Origin of the sequence: Enterococcus sp. DIV0800 (genome assembly GCF_050559735.1) — a bacterium.
Classification (GTDB): Bacteria; Bacillota; Bacilli; order Lactobacillales; family Enterococcaceae; genus Enterococcus_A; species Enterococcus_A devriesei.
On the sequence record NZ_CP187898.1, the window covers coordinates 1,701,703 to 1,718,103 of the forward strand.

General features: G+C 32.2%; 10 protein-coding genes. All 10 read right to left on the reverse strand.

Translation table 11 applies throughout. The features are described 5' to 3' along the window. Window positions 1–245: 245 nt before the first annotated feature. Window positions 246–3,593 (reverse strand): MucBP domain-containing protein, encoded by a 3,348-nt coding sequence (locus tag IGI54_RS08330; protein WP_430620429.1) that lies wholly within the window; start codon window positions 3,591–3,593, stop codon window positions 246–248. Between the two features lie 1,006 nt (window positions 3,594–4,599). After that, window positions 4,600–6,015: an oligosaccharide flippase family protein gene (locus IGI54_RS08335; RefSeq protein ID WP_216430618.1), complete on the reverse strand. Its 1,416-nt coding sequence runs from the start codon at window positions 6,013–6,015 to the stop codon at window positions 4,600–4,602. Window positions 6,016–6,298: 283 nt separating this feature from the next. Next, window positions 6,299–7,204, reverse strand: coding sequence for a glycosyltransferase (locus IGI54_RS08340; RefSeq protein WP_216430617.1), 906 nt, complete (start codon window positions 7,202–7,204; stop codon window positions 6,299–6,301). Between the two features lie 40 nt (window positions 7,205–7,244). Continuing rightward, a complete protein-coding gene (locus tag IGI54_RS08345) occupies window positions 7,245–8,102 on the reverse strand; it encodes a LicD family protein (RefSeq protein ID WP_430620430.1) in 858 nt (285 codons plus the stop codon). Between the two features lie 492 nt (window positions 8,103–8,594). After that, entirely contained in the window at window positions 8,595–8,969 is a 375-nt protein-coding gene (locus tag IGI54_RS08350; RefSeq protein WP_216428506.1) for a DUF2304 domain-containing protein, read from the reverse strand. Window position 8,970: 1 nt separating this feature from the next. After that, window positions 8,971–9,699, reverse strand: coding sequence for a glycosyltransferase family 2 protein (locus IGI54_RS08355; RefSeq protein ID WP_216428504.1), 729 nt, complete (start codon window positions 9,697–9,699; stop codon window positions 8,971–8,973). Window positions 9,700–9,726: 27 nt separating this feature from the next. Continuing rightward, window positions 9,727–10,512 carry a glycosyltransferase family A protein gene (locus IGI54_RS08360; protein ID WP_216428501.1) on the reverse strand — a complete coding sequence of 262 codons (786 nt, stop codon included), beginning with the start codon at window positions 10,510–10,512 and terminating at the stop codon, window positions 9,727–9,729. Window positions 10,513–11,928: 1,416 nt separating this feature from the next. Continuing rightward, a complete protein-coding gene (locus IGI54_RS08365) occupies window positions 11,929–13,878 on the reverse strand; it encodes a GH25 family lysozyme (RefSeq protein WP_430620431.1) in 1,950 nt (649 codons plus the stop codon). A 487-nt stretch (window positions 13,879–14,365) separates the two neighbouring features. After that, the gene (gene tagD, locus IGI54_RS08370) at window positions 14,366–14,776 is read right to left on the reverse strand and encodes a glycerol-3-phosphate cytidylyltransferase (protein WP_216428497.1); all 411 of its coding nucleotides are present in this window, start codon (window positions 14,774–14,776) and stop codon (window positions 14,366–14,368) included. A gap of 199 nt (window positions 14,777–14,975) precedes the next feature. After that, window positions 14,976–16,373, reverse strand: a complete 1,398-nt coding sequence (locus tag IGI54_RS08375) for a DUF2142 domain-containing protein (RefSeq protein WP_430620432.1) — start codon at window positions 16,371–16,373, stop codon at window positions 14,976–14,978. Between the last annotated feature and the right edge of the window lie 28 nt (window positions 16,374–16,401).

Below are 16,401 nucleotides of genomic sequence, written 5' to 3' on the forward strand. Positions count from 1 at the left end.
AAAGTAAAGAGGAGGGAAATGTAAAATTTATTTAGTTAAGGAAATTATAGTTTTTCTAAACCAAACAAACTTTTATATTATAGTCATCTAGTAAAGGTGTATTTCTACCCGTCTGACGATAAATAATACGATTAAAACTATCATCCATTTTTTATCAATCTTTATCTGGCTGGTTTCCTCAGTCTAGCTACTACTTATGTTTTAAAAGTAGTACTATAATCTTCAACAATTATAGTTTAAGAAGTTTATAATTTGAAAAGTAAAACTTTAGAGTAAGGTGTTGCTGAATAAATATTTGATATTTTATTAGCTGGAAAAGTTGAATGCCAAATTCGATCTTGATAAGGATTATCTCCCCAGAAAAAACCCAGATGACAATCAGGATTAGGTAATGAAAAATTAGGCTCAAAATAAATGACATCACCTTTTGAGGCTTTACCACTCTTTACTAGCTCACTAACCGTTCTGAAACTATGATATTGAACATTTGGTACCAATGCATTGCGCCAGTTATATCCATTGGCAGCACCCCCATACTGATTAGAAATTCTAGTAATTGCAGAGAGTTGTCCACCTCCTTTTCTAAGAACATAAGCTACAAATCCTGTGCAATTCATTCCTGGTCCATAAATAGTCGGATTTCCACGAGGACTCATGACTTCAGCATTATTAATCAGATTTCCTTTAAATGGCGTAGTTTGATAATGCCAATCATTTTGGTGACTTTGTAAATCATTAACAATTCTATTTCTAGTTGTTCCAAGAAAAGTTGAAACAGTCGGCTTTAAGAGTTTCTTCATATAGGGGTTTGACGATGGTGTAGGTGGAGGATTACCTTTAAAAATCAGTTTAATCTGGATCGCCTCCATACGATAGCTATAAGATTCCGTTCCTGCACTTATTCCATTCTTAGCCCAACCAAGCCACCCAAAGTTTTGCGAATGAACTCGATAATAAACATCATAATATTTGGCTACTTCTCCAAAAAGCTGGATTTGAATGGCCTCTAATCTTTTTGCTTGTCCTGTAGTTCCTGATATACTATTGTCATATCTGAATGAAGATTCCCAACCATTATTTTGAATATGTGTACGATATTGAATACCACCCGTCAAACTGCTTTTTTCCAGTTGTAATTGGATCGCTTCGAGCCTTTTCTTTTGACCACTAGTACCTGATATTTGACCATTTTTTACATAATTTTGCCAGCCTATTGATTGAACATTTGTACGATATGATACAGTAGAAGCACGAATAAAAGCCTTAGGGTTAGTCTTAAGTTCGTTAGATCCTTTGGGAATTATTCTGATTTGTATAGATTCTAGTCGGCAACTTATACCTTCTGTTCCTGCACTTTCTCCATTTTTTGCCCAGCTAAGCCAACCAAAAGTTTGCGAATGCGCCCTATAATAAACATCGAAAAATTCAGCGATTTCACCAGTAAGCTGAATTTGAATTGCTTCTAATCTCTTTCCCTGACCTGTCGTTCCTGATATAGTATTGTTGAATTTATATATAGGTTCCCAGCCTATATATTGGATATGTGTCTTATATTGGATACCACCACTCAAGTTGCCTCCTCCGACTTGAACTTGGATAGCTTCCAATCTTTTACTTTGGCCGATAGTTCCCGCAGTTTGGCCATCTTTAACAGGATTTTGCCAGCCAATCTCTTGAGTGTGTGCTCGATAAGAAACTGTTGATGATTTAATAAAAGCTTTCGAGTTGCTGTCAATTGCGGTAGACTCTTTGGGAAGTATCTTAATTTGTAATGACTCCATTCGAAAATTCAGACCTTCCGTTCCTGCACTATCACCATTTTTTGCCCAGCCTAGCCAGCCAAAAGTTTGCGAATAGACCCGATAATAAACATCAAACTTTTGGGCTATCTCACCAGAAAGTTTGATTTGAATTGCTTCTAAATTTTTTGCTTGTCCGGTTGTTCCAGAGACAACATTGTCAGATTTAAAGGTTGATTCCCATCCTTTATATTGAACATGTGTCCGATATTGAATATCACCAGTAATGTTTCCTTTTTTAAGTTGGATTTGAATAGCTTCTAGACTTCTGTTTTGCCCGCTAGTACCTGCGGTTTGACCATTTTTCACATAATTTTGCCAACCTATTAACTGAACGTGTGTACGATAGGAAACTAATGGTAACTCAATAAAAGCATTTGGCCCACTTACAAGTTGATTACTACCCTTTTCGATTAGTTTAACTTCAATTGATTCCATACGGTAGGCACAGCCTTCTGTTCCAGCGCTCTCTCCGTTTTTTGCCCAATCAAGCCATCCGAACGTTTGCGAGTAAACTCGATAAAAAACATCATGAGTACCAGCAATATCCCCTTTAAGTCTTATTTGAATTGCTTCAAGCTGCTTTGTTTTTCCTGCAGCTCCTGATGGATCACCATTCGCAGCAAACTGTTTCTCCCAACCAATGTCTTGGATATGTGTTCGATACTCAATTTCACTTTTCGTATCAACACCGTCCAATTTAATCTCGATTGCTTCTACGCTTTTCCCCTGCCCAACTGTTCCTGAAGACATGCCGTCCTGAACAAAATTTTGCCATCCCAAAGAGTTTACGTGTGTTCTATAAAAGACGCTAGGTATTTGATCAGATTGTTTTGATTGTGTAGCTATCTTTTTGTAATGAAAAATAATAGTCTGATCTGTTTCTAGAAAAATCCCCTTTGCCTCAGGCAATTGAGTCTCATCAATTAAGTACCCACTTATTTTTAATTGATATTCTTGACTACCGATATCATAATTTGTACCGGCTTCCCCAGAGAGTTTCTTGCTCTCATGGATTTCTTTTTCTTCCTCATTTAAATATTTTATAGATATTTCGGAAATCTTTGAATCAGAAATCTTAAAAAAGACATCAGATACCCTATCATTATTACTTAATAAATTAGAAAGGCTGTTAAACTCTTTTGATGTTTTTTGACCTTTCCAAATATAAACTGACTGCTCTAAGTTGTCCTCATCCTCATATTCTTGAAAAATTGAATACGGACCCAACTCAATTGTTTCAAGAGCAATGCAATCACTTAAAAATGAGTCATTTCGAATAATATTTTTTGTGTTCCAATTTGAAAAATCTAGAGCTTTTAATTCTGTACAACCTTTGAAAAAATTATCGATCTTTGTAGAATTTAATATTTTTAGATTTTCTAATCCATTAATTTCAACAAGTTTAGACAAACCTTGAAATAAGTTACTTGATTCTCTCCCTAAAACTACGTCACTATCAATACGAATTTTATGAATTTTATCTTGATAATTTATCCAAGGCGATATTCCATTAGTATCAGCAAACTCACCTGCTTCAACAATTAAAGTAAAATCATTCGATATATGCCACGAACTATTACCAAATTCTCCCTCCGCTAAATTCCCTTCTAATTGCTTTGCTGTATCAGAAGGCTCTGAAAGAACAGGTAAATCAGTCGTTCCCAACATTGAGCTGCTCTCCGCTATCGCCTGAGGTTTATCTTCTGTTACAGCTTTTGCATTTGTACCAAATGAACTAGGATAAATCAATGTAACAACCAATAAAATAATTAACAACCGTACACTTTTCATAATCCACCTCTTTTTTCCTATTTGTACTATATTTTATTCAACCGTTATACTGACTATTACTTCTGAATAATGATCCAAGACTATTAAACGTAAAGTTATAGATAAAAATCCTACTATTTTTTCGCCTTTTCCCTTAACCCGCAATAGAACTATCTCTAAACTCTTGATCCAGAATTTTTGCTCAACAACTAATAAAAATGTCTACCTACATAAATTTGAGTTGCTTTATTATCATATTATTTAAAGCAATTAGACTTTTTCTCTAATTTTAATTGTTGCTTTAGTCAAATCTCTTTTCTAGCAATTCCTCCATTATTTACCTAGCACTGCAAGATTTATTAGCCTTTCATTATACGCCTTGAAAGTATTTTATAATTTAATTAATAAAAAAATGTTTTTTTATTGTATTCTTATTATATCATACAAGCAATTTCATTTTAAAAATATGAATTTGTCATTTTTATTTAATGTTTCCCGGGCCACTCTTTTTATTGCCTTTATACTTATATGGATTGTTTAAAACAAATATTATGGATTACCTCAATTTATTCTTTTTCAAGGTAGACAAATATTTCATCATTGTACCCAAATTATAAGCAATTATACTTAACATCATTCCATTCTCGTATGGTGGTACCTTTCAAATTTATCTAAAGATTCTTTTTTCCCTAACACAACAGTTTTGATACAACTTATTTCCATAATCCGTGATGATTTCGCAAGTAAATAAATCAGGTATTAGGCATATACAGTGCCTTTCCCCAAAGTTTAACGCAAGCAAAGTAGTACGAATATTTTAAAATAGTGGCTTTTTGAATCCATAAACTCGCATATCCATTTTCCTATAAAAAGAAGGTCGAAGAAATTTGATTTCTTCGACCTTCTTTTTTAGGGAAACTTTTAAATCATCCCTTTAGGTTATTTTAAAAATACCATTTATTTTTGACCAAAACTATCGATCTGGACAAATCTAATTTTAACTTCCAGTTTATCTATACTTATAAAGTTATTTACTTCTTAAAATACTAACTATAGGATTTGTACGGACCAAAAATGTAACTATAATATACACACATAATCCAACTACTCCCTGAAGGAAAGTTAACATAAATACACCAAGGTTGAAATTAGAAACCATTTCAATTGAAAGATAAGCTATCACACCAGAAAGTAAACATAAAAATAAATTCTTAAAATTAAATTTATATGTAGTATCTTTTACCAAAACAATTACCCTTGATAATGCTAAATAAAGTTGACCCACTGTATAACTAATAGCCGCTCCATGGGCTCCCATTTTAGGAATCAAGATAAAACAAAGGATAATATTGATTAATGTGGCTATTAAGATCGTATTAGTATAAGACTTCATTTTATTTTTTGGAACAAGATACATATTAGCAATTGCTTGTTGAATAGTTGACAACAACATAACTGGTAACAGAATGGGAACAATATAAATTACATCTATGAAACTTTTTCCTAAAAAGAGCTCCACAACTCCGGAAATGATTCCTAGGGTGATGAACATGCATCCAGATGCCATAAACACTTGTATATCGATCGCTTTTCCAAGCAAGTCAATCATCTGATCCTCTTGATTTTCTTTTTGAAGGGAGGACATTCTTGGTAATAGTACAGTATTAAGTGAATTTACAATGGCTGTAATCAGCATTATCATTACGAGGGCATTTGAAAATATCCCAACTATACTCATAGTAGTCATAAATCCCAAAATTGTTTTATTTAAATTATTAAATAAAGTTGAAGCCGCCTTAACTATAAAGAAACTTAAGGCTGGTCTAAAATGGGATCCCATATCCTTAATCGATACTTTAACCCATATAATTTTTTCCTTAATAAAAAACCAAAATGCCACACCTGAAGCTAAGGAGCTGACGCTTAAAATTCCAACATACGCATTTAAATCATTCTTATCTCTAACTAGTAGAATAGTCAAAATTAAAGTCATAATTTTAACTATAGTGTTGATTAGCGAAATTTTTTTAAAATCCTCAATTCCTTGAAAAAACCAAGAGATATCCAGTAGCGTTGCAAAAACAGTTATTGCTTGTAATAAAAATAGTGTCCTATAAGGAGAAAGAAAAGCATATATTAGATATATGATGAAGACTAAACTTGAAAATAATGCATTAAAGCCTTGAATTTCCCAAAACTTTTTTGATAGTTTCTTTTTATCTTCATGTACAAACGCAATCTCTCGTACGCCATAACTAGCTAATCCCAATCCTGCGACTAGAATAAAATAACTTACTATAGAATTGACATAATTCCAAGTTCCAATGCCTTCTGGCTGCAATGCTCTAGAAACTATGGGTACTGTTATTACCGGCAGCATTACAACTAAAAGCTGATAACTTGCCTGATAAAAAAAATTCCACATTATACTTCTATTTTTCAATAAAACACCTCATAAAAAGAATAATAATATTGTACCCTTCAATATTATTTTTTCTTTTATTTATTAATCTTTATAAATATTTATTACAATAAAAATATAACCTATTCTAGAAAACAAAAAAATCACATATACTTTTAATAAAGTTTCTAATATATTAACACTCCTATTTTGAAAACCTTTTCTAGTTTTTTAGTTAGAAGCCTTAAATTCTTTTGAAGTACATTGTATAATTTTTAAGCTATTAATATCAACAGTATTGAATAACTTCTTAAAATTATTCGAATTATAAAATTTTTAAAAGAAATAAAATTCGTAATTGAGTATCATCAAGTGTAGAACTTCTTAATCTGCCTGGATAGAAAATTTTTTTAAACGCTCCGAAAAAATAATGCTCATCACAGAACACTGACAATAATTTTTTTTCTTGAACACTCAAATCATTTCCCACAATTTCTCTAAATTCTTCTAACATATTTTGATAATTTTTTGAATTATTATTTGTTAAAAATTTTTTTATTCTCCATAAAAACAATCCTAAGCTACTCATGTTAGAACTTGTCACTGCGCTTTCGTGTCTACGATAATTAGCAGTAGCTACATTGTCATATAGTATTTTCCCTTTACTTGAAAACAACATTGACATCCATGTTCCTCTGGCTTTTGAAGTTTTAGGTTTGTATTTTTTTAATAAATTTAATGCTTCTTTGTTTATTGCCATTGTAAACTCTAAACCGCATACTTCATAGAGAGTTTCTCTTAGACTAAATTGGGAATGTTTATCTGGGGACTTTTTAATAAAATTTAAGTCTTGATCACAAATATTATAAGAAGAATAGTAGCATACTGGCTGGTCGAAAGGCTCCGAATTCAAAAAATCAACTGCTCGTTCAACCTTATTTTCTAACCAGTAATCATCCTGATCAGAAAACATAAAGTAATCTGCGTCAATTTTTTTATCAGTTAATTTATAAAAACATTCCGGGTACCCAACATTTTTTCCAAAATCAACATGGATAGCAGAATACTTTTGGGAATACTCTTTCAATATATCCACAGTTTTATCCGACGATCCGTCATCTCTAATATGTATTTCTATCTCCTGATAGGATTGCAAGAGTATACTTTCTATTTGCTCTTTTATATACTTTTCTCCGTTATACGTTGATATTAATATGATAACCTTTTTCATCTTATCTCCTCAAGGAAAAATTTACTTTATAAAAAATCAATTATTTCAGTTTTAATTCATAAGGTGGATGGTTATGCCTTTTCTCCTCTGGTGGCAATGTCATATAATCCCCATATCTTTTTTTCAAAAATTTTTCTATATTATTGGGAACTTTTGCATCAAAAGATTCAAACTTAATTCTCTTTGTTGGGTAGACATCTTTTTTACGAGCAACACTTATATACCTCTGAGGTTCGAACATATACGCCATTTTTTCTGTTTCTTCGTTCTGATATTTAAGCATATATTTCTTAGCTTTTTTATAAAAAAAAGTTGGTTTCAAACTTAGTAAATTAAATATAACATGTACACTCTTACTCATCAGTAAGATAATTTGTTTTTTCCATCCATCGATATATAAAACAGGCTGGTCAACTACGCTTAATACTGATAATTTACCATAAAGCCAGGCTAAAGTTATTTGTATTTTCATCTTTCTTTCATCATCAGAAACGTTATCGAAACAAAAAATATCTAAAAAGATTCCGAAATTTCCTGGTACATTCTTTAAATCCTTAGTTTTAAACTTTGTCCCATTCAATCCCCAACGAGTATTCATTAGTGGGAAATTAGGATTCGTTTCATTATTAACTACCGTATAATTATCTGAAAAATCTTGTTTAGCTATTTCAAGGAATTTGTCATAGTCTTTTCTATTCATTCCTACATCAATATCATCATCCCACGGAATAATACCCTGATGTCTAATCGCACCTATCGCTGACCCCCCGATTAAAAAATAGTCCAAATCATGATCATTACATAATTTATCAAACTCCCTCAGTATGTCTAGTTCAATTTGTTGCAATTGTTTTAAAGTTTCTTCGTCATATGTTTCATATAGCATTAAATCAATCATCCTTGTCTATTTTTATTCTCTGATAAGTTTAAAACCAAATATTTAAACGGTCATTTCCAAACTCGTTAACTTTTATTACATCATCAAAATATACAGGTGGAGTAAATCTCTCTTCCGATATTCTGTATTATTTGACTATTTAAGTTTATACATATCCTCAGAAATTATATTCATTTACTTTAATCATCGGGTAGATATTGTCGTATATTTTTTTGAGTTCAGAGGTTTTAATTTAAATGAACATACGATACTAGATATCTCAGGAGTCACTTATATTGCAAATTTTGATTCTTATGTAGGTAAACATAAGTATAGCTGCTTTTTTCATTATTGAGTTCCCTCATTTTGCCATTTAATTTAAAAGAAATTATGTAGATTATCAATACATGCAAACACTACAAATACGTAATCAGATATAAAATAGCACTTTCCTTCTTATGATAAAACGTACTTAAAAAAAATGTCTCTATTTTAGATAATAACTTTGTAATTTCATTCTGAATCTTTTTCTTTGTTAACTTGTTTTTGTAAATCATGAATTTCTTTTTTCATTAACGATACTTCTTGAATCAATTTTTTATTGTATCGTTCAGTATTAATCAAGGAAATATGCATAGTCAAGGAGAAAACTATCAAAATTGCAGTTGTAATAAACAAGGCTAATGACGTTAACGTTGTAATTTCAAAAAAATGAGCTATTTCATTTCCTAAACCCGGGAATAAGGCACCCACAACCAAAAGAATTGATACTACAAGCCACTTACCCATTTGTCGAATTTCAGCATTTCCTTTTCTAATTAGTCTCACAGTGAAAATAAAAAAACCTATGGCAAGGACAATAGCAATAATTTGAAGTCTAAGTGGCATATTACTTCTCCCTCTTTCCTATTAATGTAGCAAATAATATAGATAAAGAAACAGTAACCATATAATTAATTGCACTTATTAACTTAATACTCGATTCTCCAGTTTCACGTTCAAACATATTTACGCCAACTTCTCTAATTCTAACTCTATGTGCGAATAAATGCATATAACTTTCGGGCTCAGGATATTTGCTTGGATAACGATCTACAAACTGTTTGATTACTTTTCTATTTCCTGCTCGATAACCACTTGTTACATCTTTAATTTCTACTCCAGATAAAAATTTTATTAAAGATGATAAAAATTTTATTCCCAATTGTCTAGCACTTGATGATTTAAACTTAGACGTACTATTTCTGACGAAACGTGATCCCACAGTGAAATCTGCTTCATCTCTAATGATGGGGCCAATCAGATTAGGTAGAGATTTAATGTCATGCTGCCCATCACCATCATATTGGATAGCAATATCATAGTCATTTTCAAATGCATACAAATAGCCGGTTTGAACTGCTCCACCTATCCCCAAATTTTGAACTAATTCTATATGATTGATATCGTTCTTTCTTAAGATCTCTTCTTCATTGTCTGTAGAACCGTCGTTGATCACTATATAATCTAAATGATAATCACATATTTTTCTATAAGAATCTACTTTTCGGATTACGTTTAGAATGCCCTCAGATTCATTATACGCTGGTATGATTAATAATATTTTAATCGGATCCATTTTATCGTCCTTATCAATATATTTTTATTACTGGTTGCTTTTTTGGTTTAGTACATAAAAACTCATCAAAAATTTTGCTACTGTCTTCCCCCAGTACCGCTGATACATCTCAAACTCTTCTAATACTCGTGTCTGATCCTTGGTATTATTCGTTGTTTCAGATTCTTCATGGATTCTATGATACATTAACTTCTCTTTAACAAAGCCAATCTTCCCTGGTAGCTTCATGATTCGTTCCCAAGCATCCCAATCCAAGGTCATTTTCAATTGTTCGTCAAAGCGAAAATCTTTTAGGCGCTCAAGATTATATGAGACAGCTGGACAACAAATAAAATTACCAAAAGAATAAATTCTTCTTTGGTATTTCTTATTTCTAAAGAGAAACATTAATGTTAATGCAGCTGTTTTGATTCTCAAATTTATTCCGCGCTTTCGAATTTCTCCCCTGAAATCATTTTCTTCATAATCTGAAAAAACAATATTGCATTCCGCTGTTCTCTCGAATTCATTAATAATTTTTTCACCATACTCAGGTAGATAAATATCGTCTTGATGGGCAATGGTAGCGTATTTCGTTTGAACAAAAGAAAGTGCATTATTCCAGTCTCTTCCAATCCCTCCACCTGATTTTTTAAAAAGTTGAATATTATATTTTCTGCACAGATCAATAATATAATCATCAGGTGTGCTTGTATAAAGAATAACTTTTGATGCTCCTGTAATAACTGAATTTTGATTTATGCATGATTTAATACATTCTTCCAAATAAGGTGATTGTTTAAAGGCACAAATAACAAAAGTATGTTTCTCCATGGATAGTTCTCCTTGCGAATATTCTAAGTAATGTTCTTCTTTTACACTAAAGCCCATTCTAACTTTAATTTCTACTTTTTTCAACATGAGAAAATATATCATTGATTAGAGGAACTAGCCAAGTAATTTCTATTATAATTAGTTTTTATCCTTATACTAGTTCACGAACAAGATATTTCCAAGATTAGCGTATTAGAGTACATTTACGGATTCTTCCGGGTCACTGTCTCGATTAAGACCTTGGTCAAGGAGAAATTTCAGCCATTTCACCAAGTTAAATCTGTTCATCACAGCCTTTCTGTGCATACTCAGAATACTACCCAAAGTCCGAGCATATTCTAAATTACACCCAGATAAAATTATTTTGACTGATTACGAGCCCCTCTATGTAGTATTTTGGTAATTATTACTTAACTCCAACCATCTTCAAAGACCACCTCAAATCCTGATCATAATTTGAATACATAATTGATGGCTATATCTAATTTTGATTTTGGCACGACACAGCAGTAAATGTTTCTAGCCAGTCATAAAAGTTAATTAACAGGTATTCCAAATATGCTCTCTTTTTTTTCCAACCGATCTTCATCAGATAGTGAAGAATATTCTCGCTCTAGCCGAAACCAAATATACATTATTTTTACTGCTACCAACGAGAGAATCGAGTCGCACTGACTATCCTTTGTAATGACTTCAAAAAACTTCCGTCAAATACGAGCAAGATAATAGACGAGTGTGGCTCCTTGAACTGTATTATAGCTCTATCATTCACAATGCAGATATCCTTTTAAATCAGATAAAGATTATTTTGATATAGCACAGTCTCTCTTTTCTAAATGAAGATAACACCCAATTGTATGCATGCTAAGCTTTTCAGTGTTAAATTACCCATACTGCGTATCCTTCTTGTCCTTATCGATATTCTTGCCGAATAATTATCGCCAATCCATCGATTCTTTAATAAAGATCGGTTTTACTGACAAAATAACTATATACTTCATTATTGTGAAATCAGGAAATAACTTCTTAAGAATAATGAGAAAATATAGCTATTCACACAATTATAGATCAGGATTTCGGACCATTTTTCTTATTAATTTGTAAGGATATTTTGTGGTGCTGTTTTTTATCTAATTACGGTCCGCTTTTGATTGATTGTGTATCTGAATAGAAATGATCTTATCTATGGACTTCAAAAACACCTCCGTTTCACTTGATAAATCGAGTATAAGCTAAGGTGGAATATAGATACTGGACTATTGATTATTTACATTTAAATTAATCGACCATTACAATCTTAATGATTAATTCACCTAATAATATTTTTTATAGTTACGCAAAAAAAATGCAAAGCCCCAATCCTTAAACTCTGCAATCCTTATTTAATTCAGTTTCTATCCCTATAACCTTCGTAACTTAATTAATTGATGCTCTCGAGATTGTAACTGGGCCAACTCCATTTTTTCGAACCAGAAGCACTTGTATTGCTTCCATTCGTTTGCTTTTTCCAGTTGTTCCAGCTATTGCACCATTTTTTGTCCATCCGAGCCAACCGTAAGATTCTGAATGAACTCGATAATAAACATAATAATGCATAGCTAATTCACCAGTTAATCGAATCCTAATCGCTTCGGTTCTTAAACCTCTACCTTCTGTTCCGGATAATCCATAATTACTTTTCCAGTTTTGCCAACCAATTCCTTGAATGTGTGTTTGATACTCGATATTTCCTGAAAAAGCAAGAGGATTATTTGTAAGCTTAATTTTCACAGCTTCAATTCTGAGCTTCCTGCCTACAGTTCCAGAGACTTGATTGTCGCCTACTACTGTTGTCCATCCCTCACCTTGAACATCGGTTTGATATTGAATATTCGCGTTTTGATATTTAATAAATTTTTTTCCTTGTCCTGTTGGAGCCGCTTGTCCTTTAGGTACTAATTGAATCTGAATAGCTTCTAAACGATAGCCGAAACCTTCTGATCCAGCAGATTCACCATTTCTAGCCCAATTCAACCAGCCAAAATTTTCTGAATGTGCACGATAATAAACATCATATTTATTTGCAGCTTCTCCGGAAAGTTTGACTTGTAGGGCTTCGACTCGTCTCTTTTGCCCAGTAGTTCCGGATATTTCACCATTCTTTTTCCAACTCGTTTCCCAACCAACTCCAGCAAGATGTGATCGATATTCGATATTCCCTGACACTTTATTCGTAAGTGATAATGTTAACGCTTCTACCCTTTTCGCCTCACCGACTGTACCAGAGATCGAATTATCTGAAACAGAATTCATCCAACCGATATTTTCAACATGACTTGAATAAGATAATAATGCATTATTACTATTAGGCTGAGTAAAGGAACCAGTATAATCAGCGGAAATATCAAATTCTTTATTGGCTATTTCTGGGAATCTTAAGCGAGAGTTCCACTGCCAAGAGCCATATTGAGTGTATAAATTTTTATTGGGTATCGTCAAAGGATAGGCTGCAACCCAAATTTTCTTTTGATCGAGTGCTTGTTGATTCAAAGAGCCTGAACTAAACCAACTGTATGAAGAATAGTGACGAACGTTTTGAAAGCCAAGCTGCTTTAATCTATTTTCAAAAGCGATAGAATTTGCAGTATGATTTCCTTTACCATGAATGGTTGGTTCTTCAATGTCATTCACCATGATAGTCGAATTATCTAAGCCAAATGAACGAGCAGCGTTGGCAAAATAGTCAGCCTCGGTTCGTGCCTGATCATCCGTTTTAAACCAACTATAATGGTAGGCCGAGACTTTTAATCCAGCAGCTTTGGCATTCTTTATTTGTAAAGCAGCTTCCTTATTGATATAAGTAGTATATTCTGTAAGCTTCACGACAACACCAGTAACGCCATATTTTTTCATGTTGAGAAAATCATTGACAGAAAGAGTGCCGTTGTGTGAAGAGATGTCCACAAAACTTTTACTGGGCGTATTATTATTCGTTGCAACAACAGATGGAATAGAGGATGCAGTCCTTGCTTGTCTATGTTGAACCCCCCCTAAATCGGAACGATTCTGAGGTACAGTGTACGTACCATAATCAGATTCTCCAAATTGCGGCAATTCGATTGGTTGATCAGACGAATCTGAGCTTTCAGTGCTTGCTTCATTATTTTTAGTACTTGCGGGATTATTCACTGGTTCAGATTCCGCAGTGACAGATGAAATCGTTGCTGATCCAAATATTGAGCCGGTAGTTGTTTCTAATTGTTGTGTTGCTGAATCTTTCAAATTCACCGATGAATCACTCACATTTTCTACAGCTTTTACACCTGCCGAAAAAATGGTCATTCCCCCAATTAACAATGACAAAAATAATGTTTTTCTAAATTTCATTAATACCCTCCTCTAACTTAAAACATCGAATAATTTATTTTAGCAGAAGTTACCCACTAAATATAGCTTAACCTTCCATAAAAAAACGCTTTCCAGGACGCTATAAAAAGTCTGCTGTGTTAGGTATACACAGCAGACTTTTTATAATTTTATTCAGAAATATCTCCGCCGATACGATTTAGCGAATATCAAAAAAACACTCTCTTGGTCACACCTAGATGTGTTAAATTGTTTAACTTTTTCAATGATACTTTTTTCAGTATTACAGAAAATCTATTGTAATTGATCTTTTTTATTTTCATTCTGCTAAGTATAGGCGTTATCCTACATGGAATTTTATCCAACACCATTCAGTAACTCTGTCTCTAAAAAAAAAACTAATTTTTAGCCATATAAATTGTCAAAGATTCGCTATTCTGTTAAGAAAGCAGTTAATCGTATGGAAAATAACCTTCTAAATCTTATAAATGCATTAATAACCTAAAAACTAATCTTTTTCCTTTTTCATTCTCAAATCCTCTTTAATTTGAGACGATGAAACTTCAGGGGTTCGAGCCAAATAGACAACTTCCGCATCAGTTTCTTCTGCTACAAAATCAAATTTTCCCAGCCAATCGTCACCCATAACAAAGGTGTCAACATGGTAATCCTTAATATCTGAAACTTTTTGCTCCCATCCATTTTCAGGAATTACTAAGTCAACGTACCTAATTGCTTCCAATAGATGCTTTCTTTTTTCGTAAGAGAAATAGCACTTTTTTTGTTTTTCATTCCAATTAAATTCATCAGTAGATAAGGCTACTATCAAGTAATCCCCATACTCTTTTGCACGCCGTAATAAATTTATATGTCCATAATGCAATAAGTCAAAAGTCCCATATGTTATAACTCTCTTCATCTTAACAAATCCTCCTTACTTTTTTGATATATTTACCATAAAAACTAATACATCCAATAATACTAATAATATACATTCTAGCATGTAAAAAAAATTATTGAAATACTTAAAGAATTCCAAATTATCAACGCGCTCATATAATCAATTGAAAACAAATGTAATAAGTAATTTTTAGAATAACTATTTTAAACAATCAATATTAATTAAAGGATTTCATAAATTCAATAAGCCAATTAGTTTGATAATCAGGATACCAATACACGATTAATATGAGATATACAGTAATTATGAAATTTGCAATCAGCGTACCACACAGAACCTTATTCATAAGTTTATTGTTTATTTTTCCTTGAATAGCATGATTAAATGAGACAAATAGAGGCGTAAAATAGATTAAAAAAGGCGTAAAATATCGGCCCTGTGTTCCTGTTGAATATTGAGCATTTTCTCCTAAAATTGTTTTTGTCCAAGAAAAATACATTCCTCCAATTACTAACAGCATTTGAAGAGGAAACATCATGGATGATGTTAGAACATAACCTTTTTCAAATTGCCATCCAAATTCCTCCTCATCATATGCTCCAATCATTAAAACAGTTAGAACGGAAATATCTATAAAAAATAGCCACAAGGGAAACTGCATGTGGAAGTTTCCAATAAAGCCAAATATTCCGGCACTTACTAATGGATTTAACGCCTGATTAACAGAATTATTGAAAAGGCTATTCAAAATTATTTGAACAAAATGTGTAATTCCACCTTTACTTCTAAAAAAAATAGTAGCTGCAAAAAAAATTACTAGCACAATAGGCAAAAGAACTCTATATTTCCTTTTTCTACAATATTCATAGAATAACGTAATTTTTTCGTTTATTTTGGGGAAGTTGTTTGAAAGTTTCAAACCTATAAAAGGCAAAAGAATTAACATAGAAAGATTGTTTAATTTCGTTAGATATAAACCAATAATTGAAAATAGTAGAGTAAGAGTATTTTTCAAATTTAACCTTTTATTTATAGTCAAATTACTCAGTACTGCAAAGAAAAAAGCAACAGCAACGAAATTGAACACATCATAAGACAAAGATGCCGCTTGCTGAATCGAAATAGGCAAAAGAGAAGTAAAGACCAAAACTCGTTTCCCATATTTCATATACTTAACAATGAAATAGATTGATAATATATAGAAGAGGGAGTTCAGTAATCTTCCAAAGGTCATAATTACGCCAACAGAAGGGTAAATAAATTTTCCTAATAGCATTCCTAAAATTTGAGGAGTATATTGTATTTTACCTTTACTAATCGCTAAATCAAATTTTTCTTTACTCAAATCTACCTTGCTGTGAAATATTTTTTTGTATTCACCTTCATCAACTTTTTTGTCTTGTTTAACTGCCGTTCCCCAGTCAAAAGAGTTTTTTTGATCAGAATAAACTGTTCTCCATGCATTAACCGCATGTGTACTTTCATCAGGCACACGATTTAGCGGCATAATAATTATCATTACGCCAATAAAAATAGTAGCTAAAATTAAAAAAATATTTTCACTTTTCCAGTACCATTGATACCTTGTTCCTCTTGAATTTATAATGTTCTCCAATCAAACCTCACCCCTATAATATGTCTCT